At 70.5% G+C, this 20,154-nt stretch carries 19 protein-coding genes, 3 tRNA genes and 1 pseudogene; 11 read left to right on the forward strand and 12 right to left on the reverse strand.

Annotated features, from left to right (window positions below; all coding sequences use genetic code 11):
• The first annotated feature begins 216 nt into the window (after positions 1-216).
• Positions 217-1,704: a N,N-dimethylformamidase beta subunit family domain-containing protein gene (locus ACIQZO_RS26080; RefSeq protein WP_403630386.1), complete on the forward strand. Its 1,488-nt coding sequence runs from the start codon at positions 217-219 to the stop codon at positions 1,702-1,704.
• Positions 1,705-1,889: 185 nt separating this feature from the next.
• Positions 1,890-2,795, forward strand: a complete 906-nt coding sequence (locus tag ACIQZO_RS26085) for a phosphoribosylaminoimidazolesuccinocarboxamide synthase (protein WP_403630388.1) — start codon at positions 1,890-1,892, stop codon at positions 2,793-2,795.
• Positions 2,796-2,847: 52 nt separating this feature from the next.
• Here the strand turns inward: ACIQZO_RS26085 and ACIQZO_RS26090 are convergent.
• From ACIQZO_RS26090 to ACIQZO_RS26125, 8 genes are all read right to left on the reverse strand, one after another.
• Positions 2,848-2,920, reverse strand: a tRNA-Gly gene (locus tag ACIQZO_RS26090).
• Positions 2,921-2,944: 24 nt separating this feature from the next.
• On the reverse strand, positions 2,945-3,556 hold the full coding sequence (locus tag ACIQZO_RS26095) for a response regulator (protein WP_403630391.1): 612 nt from the start codon (positions 3,554-3,556) through the stop codon (positions 2,945-2,947).
• A complete protein-coding gene (locus ACIQZO_RS26100) occupies positions 3,553-4,785 on the reverse strand; it encodes a sensor histidine kinase (RefSeq protein WP_403630609.1) in 1,233 nt (410 codons plus the stop codon). The genes ACIQZO_RS26095 and ACIQZO_RS26100 overlap by 4 nt, the downstream gene beginning before the upstream one ends.
• A 31-nt stretch (positions 4,786-4,816) precedes the next feature.
• On the reverse strand, positions 4,817-5,575 hold the full coding sequence (locus ACIQZO_RS26105; RefSeq protein ID WP_403630394.1) for an ABC transporter permease: 759 nt from the start codon (positions 5,573-5,575) through the stop codon (positions 4,817-4,819).
• Positions 5,572-6,522: an ABC transporter ATP-binding protein gene (locus ACIQZO_RS26110; protein ID WP_403630397.1), complete on the reverse strand. Its 951-nt coding sequence runs from the start codon at positions 6,520-6,522 to the stop codon at positions 5,572-5,574. The genes ACIQZO_RS26105 and ACIQZO_RS26110 overlap by 4 nt, the downstream gene beginning before the upstream one ends.
• A 143-nt stretch (positions 6,523-6,665) precedes the next feature.
• Positions 6,666-6,738 (reverse strand) — tRNA-Gly (locus ACIQZO_RS26115).
• Between the two features lie 74 nt (positions 6,739-6,812).
• Positions 6,813-6,884, reverse strand: a tRNA-Gly gene (locus tag ACIQZO_RS26120).
• 88 nt (positions 6,885-6,972) lie between these two features.
• Positions 6,973-7,290 (reverse strand): Lsr2 family protein, encoded by a 318-nt coding sequence (locus tag ACIQZO_RS26125; RefSeq protein ID WP_362802554.1) that lies wholly within the window; start codon positions 7,288-7,290, stop codon positions 6,973-6,975.
• A 327-nt stretch (positions 7,291-7,617) separates the two neighbouring features.
• Here ACIQZO_RS26125 and purS point away from each other — a divergent pair, with 327 nt between their 5' ends.
• The 5 genes from purS (at position 7,618) to ACIQZO_RS26150 (ending at position 12,527) form a co-directional block, all read left to right on the forward strand.
• The gene (gene purS, locus ACIQZO_RS26130) at positions 7,618-7,863 is read left to right on the forward strand and encodes a phosphoribosylformylglycinamidine synthase subunit PurS (RefSeq protein ID WP_030009438.1); all 246 of its coding nucleotides are present in this window, start codon (positions 7,618-7,620) and stop codon (positions 7,861-7,863) included.
• A 2-nt stretch (positions 7,864-7,865) separates the two neighbouring features.
• Positions 7,866-8,546 (forward strand): phosphoribosylformylglycinamidine synthase subunit PurQ, encoded by a 681-nt coding sequence (gene purQ, locus ACIQZO_RS26135; RefSeq protein ID WP_403630399.1) that lies wholly within the window; start codon positions 7,866-7,868, stop codon positions 8,544-8,546.
• On the forward strand, positions 8,543-10,792 hold the full coding sequence (purL, locus tag ACIQZO_RS26140; RefSeq protein ID WP_403630402.1) for a phosphoribosylformylglycinamidine synthase subunit PurL: 2,250 nt from the start codon (positions 8,543-8,545) through the stop codon (positions 10,790-10,792). The genes purQ and purL overlap by 4 nt, the downstream gene beginning before the upstream one ends.
• An 85-nt stretch (positions 10,793-10,877) precedes the next feature.
• Positions 10,878-11,669 (forward strand): sterol carrier family protein, encoded by a 792-nt coding sequence (locus ACIQZO_RS26145; RefSeq protein ID WP_403630405.1) that lies wholly within the window; start codon positions 10,878-10,880, stop codon positions 11,667-11,669.
• Positions 11,670-11,720: 51 nt separating this feature from the next.
• Positions 11,721-12,527 (forward strand): META domain-containing protein, encoded by an 807-nt coding sequence (locus ACIQZO_RS26150; RefSeq protein WP_403630408.1) that lies wholly within the window; start codon positions 11,721-11,723, stop codon positions 12,525-12,527.
• A gap of 141 nt (positions 12,528-12,668) precedes the next feature.
• Here the strand turns inward: ACIQZO_RS26150 and ACIQZO_RS26155 are convergent.
• Both ACIQZO_RS26155 and ACIQZO_RS26160 read right to left on the reverse strand, forming a co-directional pair.
• A pseudogene (locus ACIQZO_RS26155) lies at positions 12,669-12,920 on the reverse strand (twin-arginine translocation pathway signal protein); the annotation flags it as partial.
• Between the two features lie 101 nt (positions 12,921-13,021).
• Positions 13,022-13,117, reverse strand: a complete 96-nt coding sequence (locus ACIQZO_RS26160) for a putative leader peptide (RefSeq protein WP_403630411.1) — start codon at positions 13,115-13,117, stop codon at positions 13,022-13,024.
• Between the two features lie 149 nt (positions 13,118-13,266).
• Here ACIQZO_RS26160 and purF point away from each other — a divergent pair, with 149 nt between their 5' ends.
• Both purF and purM read left to right on the forward strand, forming a co-directional pair.
• Positions 13,267-14,784, forward strand: a complete 1,518-nt coding sequence (purF, locus tag ACIQZO_RS26165) for an amidophosphoribosyltransferase (protein ID WP_403630414.1) — start codon at positions 13,267-13,269, stop codon at positions 14,782-14,784.
• Between the two features lie 91 nt (positions 14,785-14,875).
• Positions 14,876-15,946 (forward strand): phosphoribosylformylglycinamidine cyclo-ligase, encoded by a 1,071-nt coding sequence (gene purM, locus ACIQZO_RS26170; RefSeq protein WP_189972406.1) that lies wholly within the window; start codon positions 14,876-14,878, stop codon positions 15,944-15,946.
• 94 nt (positions 15,947-16,040) lie between these two features.
• Here purM and ACIQZO_RS26175 read toward each other — a convergent pair whose 3' ends face one another.
• Entirely contained in the window at positions 16,041-16,352 is a 312-nt protein-coding gene (locus tag ACIQZO_RS26175) for a DUF3073 domain-containing protein (protein ID WP_403630417.1), read from the reverse strand.
• 241 nt (positions 16,353-16,593) lie between these two features.
• Positions 16,594-17,703, reverse strand: coding sequence for a Leu/Phe/Val dehydrogenase (locus ACIQZO_RS26180; protein ID WP_403630419.1), 1,110 nt, complete (start codon positions 17,701-17,703; stop codon positions 16,594-16,596).
• 179 nt (positions 17,704-17,882) lie between these two features.
• On the opposite strand from ACIQZO_RS26180, the gene ACIQZO_RS26185 reads away from it, so the two are divergent.
• Together ACIQZO_RS26185 and bldC are read left to right on the forward strand one after the other, a co-directional pair.
• On the forward strand, positions 17,883-18,737 hold the full coding sequence (locus ACIQZO_RS26185) for a hypothetical protein (protein ID WP_403630422.1): 855 nt from the start codon (positions 17,883-17,885) through the stop codon (positions 18,735-18,737).
• Positions 18,738-19,304: 567 nt separating this feature from the next.
• Entirely contained in the window at positions 19,305-19,511 is a 207-nt protein-coding gene (bldC, locus tag ACIQZO_RS26190; RefSeq protein WP_003949541.1) for a developmental transcriptional regulator BldC, read from the forward strand.
• Positions 19,512-20,154: the final 643 nt, after the last annotated feature.

Raw genomic sequence — 20,154 nt, forward strand, 5'->3', positions numbered from 1 at the left:
GGAGGCCTTCGGCCCGTACAGGCAACCGGATGCCAATGTTCCGATCCCGTCAATTCGCGACGAACAGTGACGGAGTGCGTGCGTTATGTGATGTGCTGGGACCGGTCGCGGCTGGGTGTCCTGAAGCGGTTGGCGAAAAAGCCGCCTCGGATCGGCCACGAGCCGCCCACCGAGGCGATGTACGCCCGTTCGGGGGAGCGAGGGAGGGGAGCGGTTATGGGTGCGGACCAGATCCGGCGTTGGGAGTCAGGTGCGCTCGCGCACGCGGTGACCGACCCTTTCGGACAGGGCCCCCTGCCCTGGTTCCGGGGCAGTGAGCTCTACTTCGACGACACCGGCCACGTCGTTCCCTGGTACGTGGACCCGGCCGCCGCGGCCGCCGGTACCGGCCAGATCCCCCGTGCCCGCGGCAACGGCGGCCCCCGTACCGCCGACGACGTGCACCGCCAGATCAAGGGCTTCGCCTCCACCGGCGCAGTGACCCCCGGCGAGGCCATCGACTTCCACATCACCGTCGACCCGCCCCAGCAGTTCTCCGTCGACGTCTACCGGATCGGCCACTACGGCGGCGACGGAGCCTCCAAGATCACCACGAGTCCGCGGCTCGCCGGCATCGTCCAGCCCGCCCCGCTCGCCGCCGACCGGACCGTCTCCTGCCACCACTGGTGGCTGTCCTGGCGCCTCCAGGTCCCTTCCTACTGGAGCGTCGGCGCGCACGTCGCCGTCCTCACCACGGCCGACGGCTACCGCTCCCACATCCCCTTCACGGTCCGCGACGACCACCCCGCCGACTTCCTGCTCCTGCTTCCGGACATCACCTGGCAGGCCTACAACCTCTATCCGGAGGACGGCCGCAGCGGCGCCAGCCTCTACCACGCCTGGGACGAGGAGGGCCGGCTGCTCGGCGAGCAGGACGCGGCCGTCACCGTGTCCTTCGACCGCCCCTACGCGGGCGCGGGCCTGCCCCTGCACGTCGGACACGCCTACGACTTCATCCGCTGGGCCGAGCGCTACGGCTACGACATCGCCTACGCCGACACCCGCGACCTGCACGCCGGCCGCGTCGACCCGACCCGCTACCGGGGCCTGATCTTCCCCGGCCACGACGAGTACTGGTCGGCCCCCATGCGCCGCACCGTGGAGCGCGCCCGCCGGCACGGCACCTCGCTCATCTTCCTCTCCGCCAACACCATGTACTGGCAGGTCGAGCTCGGCCCGTCCCCCTCCGGGGTCGACGACCGGCTCCTCACCTGCCGAAAACGGCGCGGCCCGGGCCGCTCCAGCCTGTGGCGCGAGGTGGACCGCCCCGAGCAGCAGCTGCTCGGCATCCAGTACGCGGGCCGGGTGCCCGAACCGGCCCCCCTGATCGTGCGCAACGCCACGCACTGGCTCTGGGACTCCACCGGCGCCGGCGAGAACGACGAGCTGCCCGGCCTGGTCGCCGGGGAGGCCGACCGCTACTTCCCGCGCACCCAGCTCCCCGAGCACGACGACCGGATCCTGCTGGCGCACTCCCCGTACCTCGACAGCGAGGGCCACCGCCGACACCAGGAGACCTCTCTCTACCGGGCGCCCAGCGGCGCCCTGGTCTTCGCCTCCGGCACCTTCGCCTGGTCCCCGGCCCTCGACCGCCCGGGACACGTCGACGAGCGGGTGCAGCGGGCCACGGCCAATCTCCTCGACCGGATCTGCAAGCGCGACTGAATCCCGGACTGAATCCCGGACCGAATCCCGCGACCGAACCGGCCACGGAACCGGCGACCGCACCCCGCTGCCGAAGCCCGCGGCCGACCCCGCGAGCGACCCGCAGCACGGACCCCTGTCCGCGGCAGGGGACGCAGGTGCGCGAGAATCGGGGTGCGCTTCATACAGAACCACAGGGAGACCCCGTGTCCGGATTCGTCGAAAAGCCCGAGCCGGTTCAGGTTCCGGGCCTCGTCCACCTCCACACCGGCAAGGTGCGCGACCTCTACCGCGACGAGGAGGACCGCCTCGTCATGGTCGCCAGCGACCGCATGTCCGCCTTCGACTGGGTGCTGCCCACCGAGATCCCGGACAAGGGCCGCGTCCTGACCCAGCTCTCCCTGTGGTGGTTCGACCAGCTCGCGGACCTCGTCCCGAATCACGTCATCTCCACCGACCTGCCCGCCGGCGCCCCCGCCGACTGGGCCGGCCGCACGCTGATCTGCCGCAACCTCGACATGGTCCCGGTCGAGTGCGTGGCCCGCGGATACCTCGCCGGCTCCGGCCTCGCCGAGTACAACGAGACCCGTACGGTCTGCGAGATCGGCCTTCCCGAGGGCCTCGTGGACGGCTCCGAGCTGCCCGCCCCGATCTTCACCCCGGCGGCCAAGGCCGCCGTCGGCGAGCACGACGAGAACGTCTCCTACGAGGAGGTCGCGCGCACCGCCGGCGCCGAGACGGCGGCGCTGCTGCGCCAGACCACCCTGGCCGTCTACGGCCGCGCCCGGGACATCGCGCGCGAGCGCGGGATCATCCTGGCCGACACCAAGTTCGAGTTCGGATTCGACCCGAAGGACGGCACCCTGGTCGCCGCCGACGAGGTGCTGACCCCGGACTCCTCCCGCTTCTGGCCGGCCGACCAGTGGGAGCCGGGCCACGCGCAGCCCTCCTACGACAAGCAGTACGTCCGCGACTGGCTGGCCTCCCCCGCCTCCGGCTGGGACCGCAAGGGCGAGCTCCCGCCGCCGGCCCTGCCGGCGGAGGTCGTCGCCCGGACCCGCGCCAAGTACATCGAGGCCTTCGAGCGCCTCACCGGCCAGTCCTGGTCCTAGGGATACGAGAGAAGCCCCCCGGTCCGAGGACCGGGGGGCTTCTTCGTTACAGAGCGGACAACGCGACTCGAACGCGCGACATCCACCTTGGCAAGGTGGTGCTCTACCAACTGAGCTATGTCCGCAGGTGCGCCGTAACGCGAGAACTACTATACCCAACCTCGCTCGCGTGCGAGACGCACTGCCGTGTGCCGGTTCTCCGCGCCCAGCTTGGTCGCCGCCGACGACAGGTAGTTCCGCACCGTCCCCTGCGACAGCGAGGCCCGCTCGGCGATCTCCGCGATCGGTGCCCCGTCCGCCGCGAGTTCGAGCACCTCCGCCTCCCGTGCGGTCAGCGGCGAGTCCCCCGCGCTGATCGCGTCGGCCGCCAACTCCGGGTCCACATAGCGGCCTCCCGCGTGCACGGTCCGGATCAGCTCGGCCAGCCGCTGCGCCGAGACGGTCTTCGGGGCGAAGGCGCGCACCCCGGCCGCGAGGGCCCTCTTCAGGTGTCCCGGGCGGCCGTGACTGGTCACGATCATGGTCCGGCAGCCCGGCAGTTCGGCCCGCAGGGATGTGGCGACACTCACACCGTCCGCCCCCGGCATCTGCAGGTCCAGCACCGCCACGTCCGGCCGGTGGGCCCGCGCCATCGCCAGCGCCTCGGGACCCGAGGCCGCCTCCGCGACGACGATCAGGTCGTCCTCCAGCGCGAGCAGCGCGGCCAACGCGCCCCGGATCAGGTGCTCGTCATCGGCGAGCAGTACGCGTACGGGGCTCACGCCCGCACCTCCAGTTCTTCCAGTCGTGCGTCCGGGATCTGCGCCTTCAGCCGGAACCGGCCGTCGCCGACCGGGCCCGCCTGCAAAGTCCCGTCCAGGGCCGCGAGTCGTTCCCGCAGCCCGGCCAGCCCCGAGCCCGGAGGCCCGGCGGGGGCCTCGGGAGCCCCGTCGTTCTCCACCACCAGCGTCACCGGTCCCGCGTCCGGTGCGGTCAGCCGGATCCGGCAGCGCTGTGCGTCCCCGTGCCGCAGCACGTTCGTCGTGGCCTCCCGCACCACCCAGCCGAGCGCCGACTGGACGTCGGAGGCCAGCTCCCGATCGGTCCGGAAGTCGACCCGGCAGTCCATTCCGGCCGCGCTCAGCACCCCGCGCGCGCCCTCCAGCTCCACCGCGAGGTCCGCCTGCCGGTAGCCGCGCACCACGTCCCGTACCTCTCGCTGGGACTCCTGGGCTATCCGCTGCACCTCGATCATCTGCTCCACGGCCTCCGGGCGTTCGCGCCGGGCCAGCTGCACGGCGAGCTCGCTCTTGAGGGCGATCACGGCCAGATTGCGGCCCATCACGTCGTGCAGGTCACGGCCGAAGCGCAGCCGCTCCTCCGCCACCGCGAGGCGGGCCTGGACCTCGCGGGAGCGGTCGAGCTCGTAGACGGTGGTCAGCAGCCAGGCGGAGAACCCGCAGGTGGCGCCGAAGAACAGGCTGCCCAGCAGTACGCCGACGGCGTACCCGAGGGCGGTCATGACCGGAACGCCGAAGCCGAGCGCGGCCAGCCCCGTGGCGACGGCCGCGGCCGCCACGACGTACCACATCAGCCGCACCGACCTCAGGCACAGGACGAGCGATCCGGAGGTGAACCAGGTCAGCCCCGCCACCAGGGTCGGTGCGATGGTCGTCTGGGATATGTGGCCCGTCGCCCGGAGCGTGAGGACGGCCACGATGCACGCCGCCGTCACCAGGGCGGTGGCGACCGCCAGCCGGGTGGGGCGTTCGCGCCGCCCCACGATCCAGTGCAGCGCCTTGGAGGTGAGCACCCCGCAGAGCACCGCGTGGGCGCACATCATCAGGAACAGCGAGAGGGGTACCACCAGGGAGGTCCGCTCGGCGGCCGCGGCGGCCATCGGGGTCAGCGCGAAGGACAGGATCTCCAGGATCACGAAGAGATGGAACGACCCCCGTGTGTAGAGCTCGATCTTCCCCGCACTGCTGCGGTTCTTCCACCACCCGGTCATCTTCGACACGGTCCCCGTCCCCCGACTCGCCCTACCGGCGCGGTTCCCAGCGGAACCACCGCTGAACAGCAAACACGGAGTTGACCGTCCAGGCCAGCGTGACCAGGGCGGCCTGCACCAGGTCGGCGTCCCCCGGGCCGCTCCACCCCGCCCGTACGAGGGTCATCACTGCGCTCAGCGGCAGCAGTTCGCACAGCGAGGCCGCCAGGCTCGGCAGCGAGTCCGTCGGGACGAACAGGCCGGAGCCGAGCACGGTCGCCAGGAACAGCGGCAGCGTGGTGAGGCCCGCGGTCTCCACCGTGCGGGTGAAGGAGCTGGTCAGCGCGGACAGGGCGGCCAGCAGCAGGATGCCGGCGAGGACGGACGCCAGCAGCAGCAGCGGGTTCTGCGGCATGGGCACGTCCAGGACGGCCCCGGCCACGGCGAGGACGGTGATCTGCCCGAGCGCCAGGACGGCGGCGGGCAGGGCGGTCCCGGCGAGGATCTCCAGATCGTTCGCCTCGCCGGTGCGCAGCCGCTTGAGGACGAGCTCCTCGCGCCGGGCGACGTAGGCCGAGACCAGGTTCATGTGGACGACGAGGATCAGCACCATGCCGATGCCGCCGGTCAGGGTGGCCGCTCCGAGCGCCTCGGCGCCCTCGGTCCCGCTCAGCGCGGAGCGCAGGACGAAGACCATCAGCAGGGGCATCAGCACGGCCAGGCTGAGGGCGGCCCGGTTGCGCACCAGCAGGGTGAGCTCGGAGCGGCCGAGCGCGGTGAGCCGGCCGGGGTTCAGGGTGAGTGCGTTCATCGGGTGGTCCCCGCCTTCGTGTCCTCGGTGCGGGCGCCTTCCGCGGTGCGGCGGCTCTCCGCGATCTCCAGGAAGGCCTCCTCCAGGGAGGCGGTCCGGGCGTCGAGCCCGACCAGTTCCACGCCGCACTCCCTGGCCCAGCCGAGCAGTTCGGTCAGGTCGGACTGGAGGTTCTCGGTACGGATCTCCACGCGCTGCCCGTAGGCCGCCGCGCGCAGCGCCAGCGGGAGCCGGGCCGCGGGCACTGCGGCCGGCAGGGTGAAGCGGATCCGGGCCGGCCGGGTGGCGGTCACCTCGGCCGGGGTGCCGGACAGGACGAGTTCCCCCTCGTGGAGGATCGCGAGGCGGTCCGCGAGCTCCTCGGCCTCCTCCAGGTAGTGCGTGGTCAGCAGCACCGTGGTGCCCTGGGCGCGCAGCTCCCGTACCAACGCCCACGTGTCCCGGCGCCCTTCCGGGTCCATTCCGGTGGTCGGTTCGTCCAGGAACAGCACCTCGGGCCGGCCCAGCAGGGCCAGCGCCAGGTCCAGGCGCCGCCGTTCACCGCCGGAGAGCTGCTTGACGCGTACGGAGGACCGCGCGGCCAGGCCGACCAGTTCCAGCACCTCCGCCGCCGGGCGGGCGCCGCTGGTGACCCCGCCCCACATCCGGACGGTCTCGGTCACCGACAGGTCGGAGGGGAAGCCGCCCTCCTGGAGCATGACCCCGGTGCGCGGGCGGACCTCGGCCCGCCGCCGGTACGGATCGAGCCCGAAGACGCGGACCTGCCCCGCGGTCGGCGCGGCCAGCCCCTCCAGCAGTTCGACGGTGGAGGTCTTGCCCGCGCCGTTGGTGCCGAGAAGGGCGAAGACCTCGCCCCGGGCCACGGAGAAGGAGACGCCCCGTACGGCCTCGAATCCTCCTGCGTAGCCGCGGCGCAGGCCCTCGGCTTCGATCACGGTGTCAGTCATGGTCCAAGGCTCGCGGCGCCGGGACCGGGCGGGCAGTGCGCGCTGTCACCGCCGACGATGACATTTGTCAGGGGCCGCGGGTATGCGGGTACGGGAACACGAAGAAGGCCCCGATCGTAATGATCGGGGCCTTCTTCATACAGAGCGGACGACGCGACTCGAACGCGCGACATCCACCTTGGCAAGGTGGTGCTCTACCAACTGAGCTACGTCCGCATGCACTGCATTGCCCTGGGGCGATGCGTGCATCACTCTACCCGATCCACAGCAGTGGTCCGGAAGTGATGCAGAGCGGGTGACAGGGATCGCACACTGCGCCTTCCCTCTGGAAGAGGGATGTTCTGCTACTGAACTACACCCGCACGACCTCGGAGGCTTTGACCTGCGGTCTGGCCCCTTGGCGTGATCCACACACTAGCCGACGGATGGGGGTGCATGGCAAATCGACTCTCAGTGGGCCGCGTTGTAGGCCTCGTAGATCTTCTTGGGGATGCGGCCGCGCGGCGGCACCTCGTACTGGTTGGACCGGGCCCAGGCGCGGACGACCGCCGGGTCGGGGGCGACGGAGGTGTGCTTGAAGGCCTTCCCCGAGCGGGACTGGCGACGGCCGGCGGCCACGAAGGGGGCCAGCCCCTTCCGCAGTTTCTTTGCGTTCGCCACATTGAGGTCGATCTCGTACGACTTACCGTCCAGAGCGAACACGACCGTTTCCGCCGCTTCCCCGCCGTCGATGTCGTCGGAGAGCGTGACTACTACGCGCTGCGCCACGGATATCGGTCCCTTCGTGCGACGTCGCCGCCTGCTGACGTGCGGTGATGTCGCCTGTGTGGATGTTTTGGGGCAATGCAACTTTCATCCGGAATCCGGAGTGATTCCTTTGTACCTCGATTCCCATTGCATTGCGAAGCCCAGTTAATTCTCTCCGCGTGTCCCGCCGCAATGCCGGGCGCGTGGTTTTCCGGCGGATTTTGCGAAGCGTTGGTGAAGCCGAAACGGCCCGGTGATCGGGGCCCCACGATATCTACCCGCGTAGAAATTTTGGCCGGGTACGCTGATGGAACCGCCTTCGCACCAACCACCACACGGGAGTGCCCGATGGCACGCGTCGTAGTCGACGTCATGCTCAAGCCGGAGATCCTCGACCCCCAGGGCCAGGCGGTGCAGCGTGCACTGCCGCGCCTGGGCTTCGAGGGGATCGCCGACGTCCGCCAGGGGAAGCGCTTCGAGCTCGAGGTGGAGGGGCCGGTCGACCAGGCCGCCCTCGACCGCATCCACAAGATGGCCGAAACGTTCCTCGCCAACACCGTCATCGAAGACTTCACCGTGAAGGTCGAGGCCTGACGGTGACCACTCGCATCGGAGTCGTCACGTTCCCCGGAACGCTCGACGACCGTGACTCGCTGCGCGCCGTCCGCCTCGCGGGGGCCGAGCCGGTCTCCCTGTGGCACCGCGACAAGGACCTGCACCAGGTCGACGCGGTCGTCCTCGCCGGCGGCTTCTCCTACGGGGACTACCTGCGCGCCGGAGCCATCTCCCGCTTCTCGCCGGTGATGGAGACCATCATCGAGCAGGCCAGGGGCGGCATGCCCGTCCTCGGCATCTGCAACGGCTTCCAGGTCCTCACCGAGGCCCACCTGCTGCCGGGGGCGATGCTCCGGAACAACCACCTGCACTTCATCTGCCGCGACCAGAAGCTGCGGGTGGAGAACGCGGAGACCGCGTGGACCGGCGACTACACCGCCGGCCAGGAGATCTCCGTACCGCTCAAGAACATGGACGGCCGCTACACCGCCGACGAGCACACGCTCGACGAACTGGAGGCCGAAGGCCGAGTGGCCTTCCGCTACCTGGACGGCAACCCGAACGGCTCGCTGCGCGACATCGCCGGCATCACCAACGCCGCGGGCAACATCGTCGGCCTCATGCCGCACCCCGAGCACGCGGTCGAGCCGCTGATCGGGACGGGCCGCACCGACGGCCTCCCGTTCTTCACCTCGGTCCTGAAGAAGCTGGTCAGCGCATGAGCCTCGACACCGTCAAGAACGCCACCGAGACCCCGGAAGCCTCCCAGCCGTGGAAGGAACTCGGCCTCAAGGAGGACGAGTACGCCCGGATCCGGGAGATCCTCGGCCGCCGTCCCACGGGCGCCGAGCTCGCCATGTACTCCGTCATGTGGTCCGAGCACTGCTCGTACAAGAGCAGCAAGGTCCACCTGAAGCAGTTCGGTGAGAAGGTCCCCCAGAACGACGCCATGCTCGTCGGCATCGGCGAGAACGCCGGCGTCGTCGACGTCGGCCAGGGCTACGCGGTCACCTTCAAGGTCGAGTCGCACAACCACCCGTCGTACATCGAGCCCTACCAGGGCGCGGCCACCGGCATCGGCGGCATCGTCCGCGACATCCTCGCGATGGGCGCCCGTCCGGTCGCGGTCGTGGACCCGCTGCGCTTCGGCGCCGCCGACCACCCCGACACCCGGCGCGTGCTGCCCGGCGTCGTCGCGGGCATCGGCGGCTACGGCAACTGCCTGGGCCTGCCCAACATCGGCGGCGAGGTCGTCTTCGACGCCTGCTACCAGGGCAACCCGCTCGTCAACGCCGGCTGCATCGGCGTCATGAAGCACGAGGACATCCACCTCGCCAAGGCCTCCGGCCCCGGCAACAAGGTCATCCTCTACGGCGCCCGCACGGGCGGCGACGGCATCGGCGGCGTCTCGGTCCTCGCGTCCGAGACCTTCGACGACACCAAGCCCACCAAGCGCCCCGCGGTGCAGGTCGGCGACCCCTTCCAGGAGAAGCTCCTCATCGAGTGCACCCTGGAGATCTTCAAGGAGAAGCTGGTCGCGGGCATCCAGGACCTCGGCGGCGCCGGGCTCTCCTGCGCGACCTCCGAACTCGCCTCCGCCGGTTCCGGCGGCATGCGGGTCGAGCTGGACACCGTGCCGCTGCGCGACGCGACGCTCTCGCCCGAGGAAATCCTCATGAGCGAGTCGCAGGAGCGCATGTGCGCGATCGTCGAGCCGCAGTACGTCGACCGCTTCATGGAGATCTGCGAGAAGTGGGACGTCATCGCCACCGTCATCGGTGAGGTGACCGAGGGCGAGCGCCTGGAGATCTTCTGGCACGGCGAGCAGATCGTGGACGTGCCCCCGGGCACCGTCGCCCACGAGGGCCCCGTCTACAACCGCCCCTACGCGCGCCCCTCCTGGCAGGACGCGCTCCAGGCGGACGACGCGGGCAAGCTCCCGCGCCCGCAGACCTCCGAGGACCTGCGCGCGCAGGTCCTCGCGCTGGTCTCGTCCCCGAACCAGGCGTCGAAGTCGTGGGTCACCGACCAGTACGACCGCTTCGTGCAGGGCAACACCGTGCTCTCGCAGCCCGAGGACGCGGGCATGGTCCGCATCGACGAGGAGTCCAACCTCGGCGTGGCCATGGCCACCGACGGCAACGGCCGCTTCGCCAAGCTCGACCCGTACACGGGCGCGCAGCTGGCGCTCGCGGAGTCGTACCGCAACGTGGCGGCGACCGGCGCCAAGCCGCTGGCCATCTCCGACTGCCTGAACTTCGGTTCCCCCGAGGACCCGGACGTCATGTGGCAGTTCGCCGAGGTCTGCCGCGGCCTGGCGGACGGCTGCCTGGAGCTGGGCACCCCGGTGACCGGCGGCAACGTCTCGCTGTACAACCAGACGGGCGACATCGCGATCCACCCGACCCCGGTTGTGGCGGTCCTCGGTGTGATCGACGACGTCAACCGCCGTACGCCGATGGCGTTCGCGGAGGCCGGCCAGCTGCTGTACCTGCTGGGCGACACGGCCGAGGAGTTCGGCGGTTCGGCCTGGTCCCAGGTCGTCCACGACCACCTCGGCGGCATGCCGCCGAAGGTGGACCTGGGCCGCGAGAAGCTGCTCGCCGAGATCCTGATCTCCGCCTCGCGCGACGGCATGATCGACGCCGCGCACGACCTGTCCGACGGCGGCGTGATCCAGGCGCTCACCGAGTCCTGCCTGCGCGGCGGCAACGGTGCCCGGATCGTGGTGCCCGAGGGCCTGGACGCCTTCACCTTCCTGTTCTCCGAGTCCGCGGGCCGTGCCATCGTGGCCGTTCCGCGCAGCGAGGAGCTCCGCTTCACCGACATGTGCGGTGCGCGGGGCCTGCCGGTCGCCCGCATCGGCGTGGTGGACGGCGAGGAGATCGAGATCCAGGGCGAATTCACCCTCCCGCTGGCCGAGCTCCGCGAGGCCCACGAGACGACGATCCCGGCCCTGCTGGCCTGATCGCGGCGCTCGCGCCACCTCGTACGACGAGCCCCCGACCGGTCCTTCCGGCCGGGGGCTCGTCGCGCGCAGTAGGGTCGGGCCCATGCCGCCCCGAGGGAAGAAGCCACGTACCTACGACCCCGCCCGGATCCGTACGGCCGTCACCGCGCAGTTCGCGCATATCGGCCGTGCCGTCGGGGAGTTGGGGCCCGAGCAGTTGGCGCTGCCCAGCGGGCTCGGTGACTGGAGCGTCGCCGAACTCGCCGCGCACATCGCCTGGATCGCCGATTCCTTGGCCGGCGGGCTGGCCCGGCCGCCCGCCGCCGTGGCCGAGCTGTCGGCCGTCGAATGGCCCTTCGCCACCGCCTCCCTCGCGGGGAAGATCTCCGAGGCGGCCCGGGAGACCCTGACCGGGGCCCCGCTGCCCGAGCTGTACGCCACGGCGGCCGCCCGGATGGACGAGGCCCTCGCGGCGCATCGGGGCGACCGCGTGCTGGACCTGTGGATCGGGGACATGACCCTGGCCGACTTCCTGGTCACCCGCACCGTGGAACTCGTGGTCCACACCGACGACCTGAACCGGGCGGCGGGGCTGGACATCCCGATCGACCGGCAGGCGCTGGCCGCCTGCACCCGGCTGCTCGCCGACGCCCTCGCGCTGAGGGCGCCGGGCGGTTCGGTCGAGGTACGCGTGCCGCCCTTCGCGGTGGTCCAGTGCGTCGAGGGCCCGCGGCACACCCGCGGCACCCCGCCGAACGTGGTGGAGACCGACCCGCTGACCTGGATCCGGCTCGCGACCGGGCGCACGGGATGGGACGCGGCCCTCGACGGGGCGCACGTACGGGCCAGTGGCGAGCGGGCCGATCTGTCGGCGCTGCTCCCGCTGATGAGCTGAGGGGCGGCGGCCACGGTGGAACCGCTGCGGCGCCCGGTCCGTCCCAGGGACATGCGTACCTTCCGGCACGTCCACACCTGCGCGGGCCTGGCCCTCGTACTCGCCCTCGCCGTGACCGGCTGCGGCCGGGAAGCGGCGAGCGGGAGCGCCACGCTCCCCGACCCCATGGGTTCCTGGGCCGTCGAGTCCCTGACCACGGGCGGTCGCACGCTGCACGCGCCCGATTCCGCCCGGCTGCAGATCGGTCAGGATCAGGCCAAGGGCAACTACGGCTGCAACGGATTCACGGCGGAGCTCGCCTTCACCGGTACCTCCGCGGTGAACGTCACGCCCGGAGTCTCGACCACCATGGCCTGTGCGGACATGGAGTTCGAGACGGCCTTCGCCAAGCTGTTCCAGGGCAGGCTGACGATCGACCGGGGCCCCGACCGGCTGACCCTGAAGACCGCCGACGGGAGCACCATCGCCATGACCTCGGTGCCCGAGGCCTCCGACGCCCCGCTCACCACGACCCCCTGGACCGTGGAGTCCCTGGTCAGCGGCGCGACCTCGGCCTCCCTGCCCGCTGAGGCGGCCGGGAAGTCGCAGTTCACCATCGCCCCGGACCTGGCGGTGAGCGGCAATCTGGGCTGCAACCGGTTCAGCGCCAAGGCCACCGTGGAGGGCTCCACGGTCAGCTTCGGACCGCTCACCGCCACCCGGATGGCCTGCGAGGGCCCGGTGGGCGAGGTCGAGCGGGCGCTCACCGAGCTGTTCGGCAGCGGCCCGCTCACCTCGAAGATCGAGGGCCGGACCCTCACCCTGACGGCTCCCGACGGCAAGGGCCTGACCGCGAAGGCGGCATCGGCCGCGGAGTGAGCCCCGCGGCCCCGCGCCCGCGGCCCCGCGCCCCCGGCCCCGCGCCCCCGGCCCCGCGCCCCCGGGCCCTCGCCCCCGGGCCCTCGCCCCCGGGGGCTCAGCCCGCGTAGGGCAGCAGTCCGGCGTCCACCTTCTCCCGGGCCGCCGGACGATCTCGGCGCTCTGCGCGGTGTCCCCGTCGGCGGTCCAAGGCCACTGCGGAGCGGTGAAGTTGAGGTTCAGCAGCCATGGCTTGCCGTGGTGGTCGCGGGGGACGTACTCGCTCGCCCGCTCGGTGATGATCCGCGTGCAGTACTCGCCGCCCGGGCCCAGCTTGGAGTAGTACTCCAGCGCCCCGCCGAAGTTGCCGGAGAACTCGTCCCATCCGGACCGGGTCGGGCTGTGGTCGGGCATGGCCCGTCGGCCTGCCCCGGGCGGCGCGGGACGGCGCGCGGCACGGCAGGGCAGGCTCCGGCGGGAAGCAGGAAAAGAAAAATACGAAAAGCGGCGTGTGACTACGCAGAACGGCGACAGATGGCGCTCGCGACACGGACAAGGTCCACGTGCCGGCGCTCGACGAGGGTGACGGTTCGGTCACCGAGAGACTGCATGGGGCGAGAGCCTGTACGAATGCCCGTGAGCCTGTCAGCAAGGGCATTCCGGATGCCGAGACGGAATGGATCGGTCACCCTCTGTGCTGTGACATTTCCCGGCCGTCCCCAATTCGGACCAGTGGTCGATCTCGCCTACACTCGGGAGCGTGCCTCGTGGTGATGGACGACTCAACCACGACCTGCTCCCCGGCGAAAAGGGCCCCCAGGACGCTTGCGGCGTCTTCGGTGTCTGGGCTCCGGGTGAAGAGGTCGCCAAGCTCACCTACTTCGGACTGTATGCCCTGCAGCACCGTGGACAAGAGTCCGCGGGAATCGCTGTGAGCAACGGTTCCCAGATCCTCGTCTTCAAGGACATGGGCCTCGTTTCCCAGGTCTTCGACGAAACCTCTCTCGGCTCGCTCCAAGGTCATATCGCGGTCGGTCACGCCCGCTATTCGACCACCGGGGCCTCCGTCTGGGAGAACGCCCAGCCGACCTTCCGCGCGACCGCCCACGGCTCCATTGCCCTGGGTCACAACGGCAACCTGGTGAACACCGCCGAGCTTGCCGAGATGGTCGCCGACCTCCCCCGTCAGGACGGCCGCGCCACCCAGGTGGCCGCCACCAATGACACCGACCTGGTCACCGCCCTCCTCGCCGGTCAGACCGACGACGAGGGCAAGCCCCTGACGATCGAGGAGTCGGCCACCAAGGTCCTCCCGAAGGTCAAGGGCGCCTTCTCCCTCGTCTTCATGGACGAGGGGACCCTCTACACCGCCCGTGACCCGCAGGGCATCCGCCCGCTGGTCCTCGGCCGCCTGGAGCGCGGCTGGGTGGTCGCGAGTGAGACCGCCGCCCTCGACATCTGCGGCGCCAGCTTCGTCCGCGAGGTCGAGCCGGGCGAGCTCATCGCGATCGACGAGAACGGTCTGCGCACCTCACGATTCGCGGAAGCGAAGCCCAAGGGCTGTATCTTCGAGTACGTGTACCTGGCGCGCCCGGACACCGACATCGCCGGCCGGAACGTCTACCTCTCGCGTGTCGAGATGGGTCGGCGCCTGGCCAAGGAAGCCCCGGTCGACGCCGACCTGGTGATAGCGACGCCGGAATCCGGCACGCCCGCCGCCGTCGGATACGCCGAGGCCAGCGGGATCCCGTTCGGCGTCGGCCTGGTCAAGAACGCCTACGTCGGCCGGACCTTCATCCAGCCCTCGCAGACGATCCGCCAGCTCGGCATCCGGCTCAAGCTCAACCCCCTCAAGGAAGTCATCCGGGGCAAGCGCCTGGTGGTCGTCGACGACTCGATCGTCCGCGGCAACACCCAGCGCGCCCTGGTCAAGATGCTCCGCGAGGCCGGCGCGGCGGAGGTCCACATCCGGATCTCCTCGCCGCCGGTGAAGTGGCCGTGCTTCTTCGGCATCGACTTCGCCACCCGGGCCGAGCTCATCGCCAACGGGATGACGGTCGACGAGATCGCCACCTCCATGGGCGCGGACTCGCTCTCCTACATCTCGCTCGACGCGATGATCGAGGCGACCACCATCCAGAAGCCCAACCTCTGCCGTGCCTGCTTCGACGGCGAGTACCCGATGGAGCTGCCCGACCCGCAGCTCCTGGGCAAGCAGCTCCTGGAGACCGAGCTGGCCGGCGGTTCGGACGCCGCCGACGCGCTCCGTCGCCCGTAGCCCTGGCTCAACCTGCGCCGGGCCCTGTCTTTGAGGCTTCTCCCAGGGCCCGGCACCACATGCAGTAACGACACGAAAGCTCTCTCCTGTCATGACAGAGAAGACCACCGGTGCCAGCTACGCAGCCGCAGGCGTGGACATCGAAGCGGGCGACCGCGCCGTCGAGCTGATGAAGGAGTGGGTGAAGAAGACGCAGCGCCCCGAGGTCCTCGGCGGCCTCGGCGGCTTCGCCGGCCTCTTCGACGCCTCCGCCCTCAAGCGCTACGAGCGCCCGCTGCTGGCCTCGGCCACCGACGGCGTCGGCACCAAGGTGGACATCGCCCGCCAGCTCGGCGTGTACGACACCATCGGCCACGACCTGGTGGCGATGGTCATGGACGACATCGTCGTCTGCGGCGCCGAGCCGCTCTTCATGACCGACTACATCTGCGTCGGCAAGGTGCACCCCGAGCGTGTCGCGGCGATCGTCAAGGGCATCGCCGAGGGCTGCGTCCTCGCCGGCTGCGCCCTGGTGGGCGGCGAGACCGCCGAGCACCCCGGCCTGCTGGGCCCTGACGACTTCGACGTGGCGGGTGCCGGAACGGGCGTCGTCGAGTACGACCGCCTGCTCGGCGCGGATCGCATCCGTACGGGTGACGCCGTCATCGCGATGGCTTCGTCCGGCCTTCACTCGAACGGGTACTCGCTGGTCCGGCACGTCCTCTTCGACCGCGCCGGCATGTCCCTCGACCAGCACGTGGAGGAGCTCGGCCGGACCCTCGGCGAGGAGCTCCTGGAGCCCACCAAGATCTACTCGCTGGACTGCATGGCTCTCACCCGTACGGCCGAGGTGCACGCCTACTCGCACATCACCGGCGGCGGCCTCGCGGCGAACCTGGCCCGGGTCATCCCGGACCACCTGCACGCCACGGTCGACCGTACGACCTGGGCCCCCGGCGCGATCTTCGACCTGGTCGGCAAGGCCGGGCAGGTGGAGCAGCTGGAGCTGGAGAAGACCCTCAACATGGGCGTCGGCATGATGGCCGTCGTGCCCGCCGAGTCGGTGGACGTGGCCCTGACCGCGCTGGCCGACCGGGGTGTCGACGCCTGGGTCGCGGGAGAGATCCTGGACCGCGGCGACCGCACCGAGGGTGCGACCCTGACCGGTTCCTACGCGAGCTGAGCAGCACTGAAACCCGGCCCGGGGCGATGCCCTGGACCGGGTTTCAATCTTTGTGCCTTATGCCTTGTGCCTGTCGTGCAGACGCCTAGGGGCGTCAAGCGCCGCGACGTTGTGCCGACGGACCGGACTCTTCGTCCTCGTCGTCGTCATCGCTGTTGTAGAGGTCCGCGTACCGTGCGTACGGGTCGTCCTCGTCCAGCTCGTCGTCGTCCACCTCGACCGGCTCGCTGACAGGCAGCGGTTCTGCGGTCGATGCGCCCAGCTCGTTGGCCAGACGCGACAAGTCAGTCCCGCCGCTGCTGTACTTCAGCTGGCGGGCGACCTTCGTCTGCTTGGCCTTTGCCCGGCCGCGCCCCATGGCTCGACCCCCTCGGTGACGGGGCTCGACGGCCCCAGAGTCTGACACGCGTTCATGGTTCAGAGCGGGCTCTCCGTGGAGAGACCGTCCGTAGGGGTTTAACGGTACCTGCTTCCGCGGCCATACGGTACGCCGCCCGCATGACGCGCCCCGGTGCAGAACCAACAAGGCGCCCCGTCCTCGCTGGTCAGCTGCGATTTTAACCCTTTCCTGGCGGGCGACCCGCCGAAGTGCAGTGAGTTCCGTCTCGCCGCACCCCGGCGGGGCGCTCCAGAAGGCTCGTCAGGGGCTAGACCGTGCGGGCCGCGCGGCCGTCCGCCATCCGCTGTTCGGCGATCCGGTCGGCCGCCGCGGCCGGCGGGATGCCGTCCGCCTTCGCGCGAGCAAAGATCTCCAGGGTGGTGTCGAAGATCTTCGTGGCCTTGGCCTTGCAGCGGTCGAAGTCGAAGCCGCGCAGCTCGTCGGCGACCTGGATGACACCGCCCGCGTTGACGACGTAGTCCGGCGCGTAGAGGATCCCGCGGTCGGAGAGGTCCTTCTCGATGCCCGGGTGGGCGAGCTGGTTGTTCGCCGCGCCGCACACGATCGTCGCGGTCAGCGCCGGGACGGTGTCGTCGTTCAGGGCGCCGCCGAGCGCGCAGGGGGCGTAGATGTCCAGGCCTTCGGTACGGATCAGCGCGTCCGTGTCGGCGACCGCGGTGACCTTGCCCGGGTGCTTGTCGAGGATCCGGCGCACGGACTCCTCGCGCACATCCGTGATCACGACCTCGGCGCCGTCCTCCAGCAGGTGCTCGACCAGGTAGTGGCCGACCTTGCCGACACCGGCCACGCCGACCTTGCGGCCGCGCAGGGTCGGGTCGCCCCACAGGTGCTGGGCGCTGGCGCGCATGCCCTGGAAGACGCCGAAGGCTGTCAGGACCGAGGAGTCGCCGGCGCCGCCGTTCTCGGGGGAGCGGCCGGTCGCCCAGCGGGTCGCGCGGGCCACGACGTCCATGTCGGCGACGTAGGTGCCGACGTCGCAGGCGGTCACGTAGCGGCCGCCGAGGGACTCGACGAAACGGCCGTAGGCCTCCAGGAGTTCCTCGCTCTTGAGGACGTCCGGGTCGCCGATGATCACGGCCTTGCCGCCGCCGAGGTCGAGGCCGGCGAGGGCGTTCTTGTACGACATGCCGCGCGAGAGGTTCAGCGCGTCGAGGACGGCCTCCTCGTCGGAGGCGTACGCGTGGAAGCGCGTACCGCCGAGGGCGGGGCCCAGGGCGGTGGAGTGGATGGCGATGACGGCCTTCAGGCCGGTGGCGCGGTCCTGGCACAGCACGACTTGCTCGTGGCCGCCCTGCTCCGTACGGAACAGGGTGTGCAGGACGCCGTCGGTCATTTCGGTCACGGTGGTGACTCCCATGGAAGAGATGCGGCGGAAAGACGCCCGCCCTGCGGGTGGGGGAGGGCGTGCTGGGAGCAGAGTAAGACCTGTCGGCCGCCCGTAGGGGACCTGTCCGAGGATCGAAACACTCCCGGAGTACGGGAGGGCGCGGGGGCCCGGGAGGTGAACCGCGTCCCGGATCAGGGCAGTACGAGAGCGTGAGCGAATCCTCCGATCTCCCGCTGCCGTCCGCGCGCTCGGCGCCGACCGTCCCGTACGCCTCCTACCTGCGCGTCTACGAGCCCCTGGCTGCCTTCGCCGAGCCGGAGCGCACGCACTGGTCCGACTACGCCCGGCGCGGGGCGGCCCCGTCCGCCCAGGACGAACTGCGCCGCTCGCTGGTGGATTTGGTCCGGGTCCCGGTGGTGGGGGTGCCGGCCCATGAGAGCGCGGACGCCTTCACGGCCGTGGTCGACGGGGTGCTGCTGGTCTGCCCGTGGCGCACCCGGCTCCGCGGCTGGCTCGCCCTGGAGGAGCTGGTCGAGTGGTTCCCCCGCCCGGTGCTGGACGCGGCGCTCCCGCCGGGGCTGCGCAGGCAGGCCGCCGAGGACTACGAGCGCTGGCGCGAACGGAACCCGGACGCGCGCCCCTGGATCCGTACGGGGGTGTGGCAGATCCCGCTGCGCTGGTTCGTCCTGGTGGCCGACGAGGAGCGGGACTACGTGGCGGGCGAGCGGCTGCGCTACCGCACGCCGATGGTGCAGGCGCGGCGGCGCCTGGCCCGGGCGCTGCGGACCCTGCGGGCCGCCGAGGGGTACGGGATGCTCGCCGACGGGCTGGTGGAGGTCGGGAGCTGGCTGGAGGAGTTCCATCCGCGCTCGATGGTCGAGCTGGATTACGGCGGGCTGCTGCACGCGCTGCCGGCGGACCGGCTGGCGGCCGACCGCTCGGCGGGGGACCTGGCGGCGGGGATCGCGGCCCTGCGGGCCGGGGACACGGAGGGCGCGACGGAGGTGTACGTGGAGCTGGCGGAGCGGTGGCGGGCGGTCCGGGAGCGACTTTTCGCGAATTAGGCCGAAAGTGTCCTGTGTGGCTGGTTTCACCTTTGAGCAGCCCGTACGTATCGTCAGGTATCGGTCGATCGGTCAATACTGGCTGATCAGAGGCCTGATCGTGCCATTTGGGACCTAGTGCCAGGACCTACGTCCCGATACGGGCCATTGGCCCAAGCGTGACGGACCGCACTAACTTCACCCTTGCGCCCTTCCCCTACCCTCGTGCCAAAATAGGACAAGGAGTCCGGGGAGGGTTCCTTCCGCCCAACTAAGGGCGGAATGCTCGGCATTGCGCTCTACGGGGGGTCTGACGACTCCTGATCGCTCTGTGACTGATCGTCACAGTGGGGTGACTGTCCGTTATGGGACGGTCCATCGGCTTCCGCCGCTGATGAACACCTCGGAGGGCAATTCCGTCGGTTTGGCCGTCGAGGCTGGACGGATGGTGTAGTTGTAGTGCCGAGGACAAGCCGTTCGTCCTATAACCGACTCGGCCCGCGTATGTCCATTTCGGGCAACGCGGGCCAAGGTGCAGAATTTAGAGGAAAGAACCGAGATGGTTCGGTTCTCCCGAGGAGGCCGCTCATGACCGCTCGCACCCCTGATGCCGAGCCGCTGCTGACCCCGGCTGAGGTTGCCACGATGTTCCGCGTGGACCCGAAGACGGTCACTCGCTGGGCCAAGGCTGGCAAGCTCACGTCCATCCGCACCCTGGGTGGACACCGCCGGTACCGCGAGGCCGAGGTTCGCGCACTGCTCGCGGGAATTCCGCAGCAGCGCAGCGAGGCCTGAGGTCGCGTTAACACCCCGCTTTACCGGGTTTATATCGGGTCCCCCAATCCGATGAAACCCACATGGCTTCATACGGCCGGGCCTGCCCCAACAGGTTCACCGGGCGTTGGATCGCGCTGGACTCCGCCGGGTCCAGCGCGATCTTTTTTATGCCCGGGTCAGGGGCGATCGCGGGCTCGCGAGGGGACGCCGACGAGGTAGGTGCCATTGCACATATTCTATCGAGCGGGCGTATGGGTGCGATAAAAGTATGAGTCCCAAAAACTCATGCGGTGACTCCCGTCACAGATGATCACTCTTGTCCATCCGGCAATGCACCCCGTAAAGGGGATGTACTTCGCGAGGCGCCTCATGCGAACGGGGGATTCCGGTTCGCGGGCGATCTGCCGGCGGTGGATCAGCGCTCCCGAGGTTTCCCGTGGGGGCCTCGTGGGGTCCCCGAGGGCTCTCCAGGTGTCCCGAGGTGGTGCCCCGAGGGGTCCAGGCAGTGGGGCTGTGCTCGCGGGCGCCCCGTCGACGCTCGGAGGCGCTCGGAGGCGGCCCGGAAGCGACGCGTGCGCGGCCCGGTGGCGTTGACGGGTGACGCGGATGCCCCGCGGGCCCGGGGCGGCCCCAAGGGCGCCCGGGCGGCGCACGCGCCAAC

The sequence above is a fragment of the Streptomyces sp. NPDC097617 genome, assembly GCF_044761485.1.
Classification (GTDB): domain Bacteria; phylum Actinomycetota; class Actinomycetes; order Streptomycetales; family Streptomycetaceae; genus Streptomyces.

Excerpts from the sequence above, each read along its gene's own strand:
- ACIQZO_RS26080 (WP_403630386.1), top strand. The coding sequence starts at position 217 with ATGGGTGCGGACCAGATCCGGCGTTGGGAGTCAGGTGCGCTCGCGCAC.
- ACIQZO_RS26100 (WP_403630609.1), bottom strand. The coding sequence starts at position 4,785 with ATGACCGGGTGGTGGAAGAACCGCAGCAGTGCGGGGAAGATCGAGCTC.
- ACIQZO_RS26105 (WP_403630394.1), bottom strand. The coding sequence starts at position 5,575 with ATGAACGCACTCACCCTGAACCCCGGCCGGCTCACCGCGCTCGGCCGC.
- ACIQZO_RS26110 (WP_403630397.1), bottom strand. The coding sequence starts at position 6,522 with ATGACTGACACCGTGATCGAAGCCGAGGGCCTGCGCCGCGGCTACGCA.
- purS (WP_030009438.1), top strand. The coding sequence starts at position 7,618 with ATGGCACGCGTCGTAGTCGACGTCATGCTCAAGCCGGAGATCCTCGAC.
- purL (WP_403630402.1), top strand. The coding sequence starts at position 8,543 with ATGAGCCTCGACACCGTCAAGAACGCCACCGAGACCCCGGAAGCCTCC.
- ACIQZO_RS26145 (WP_403630405.1), top strand. The coding sequence starts at position 10,878 with ATGCCGCCCCGAGGGAAGAAGCCACGTACCTACGACCCCGCCCGGATC.
- ACIQZO_RS26150 (WP_403630408.1), top strand. The coding sequence starts at position 11,721 with ATGCGTACCTTCCGGCACGTCCACACCTGCGCGGGCCTGGCCCTCGTA.
- ACIQZO_RS26160 (WP_403630411.1), bottom strand. The coding sequence starts at position 13,117 with ATGCAGTCTCTCGGTGACCGAACCGTCACCCTCGTCGAGCGCCGGCAC.
- purM (WP_189972406.1), top strand. The coding sequence starts at position 14,876 with ATGACAGAGAAGACCACCGGTGCCAGCTACGCAGCCGCAGGCGTGGAC.
- ACIQZO_RS26180 (WP_403630419.1), bottom strand. The coding sequence starts at position 17,703 with ATGGGAGTCACCACCGTGACCGAAATGACCGACGGCGTCCTGCACACC.
- bldC (WP_003949541.1), top strand. The coding sequence starts at position 19,305 with ATGACCGCTCGCACCCCTGATGCCGAGCCGCTGCTGACCCCGGCTGAG.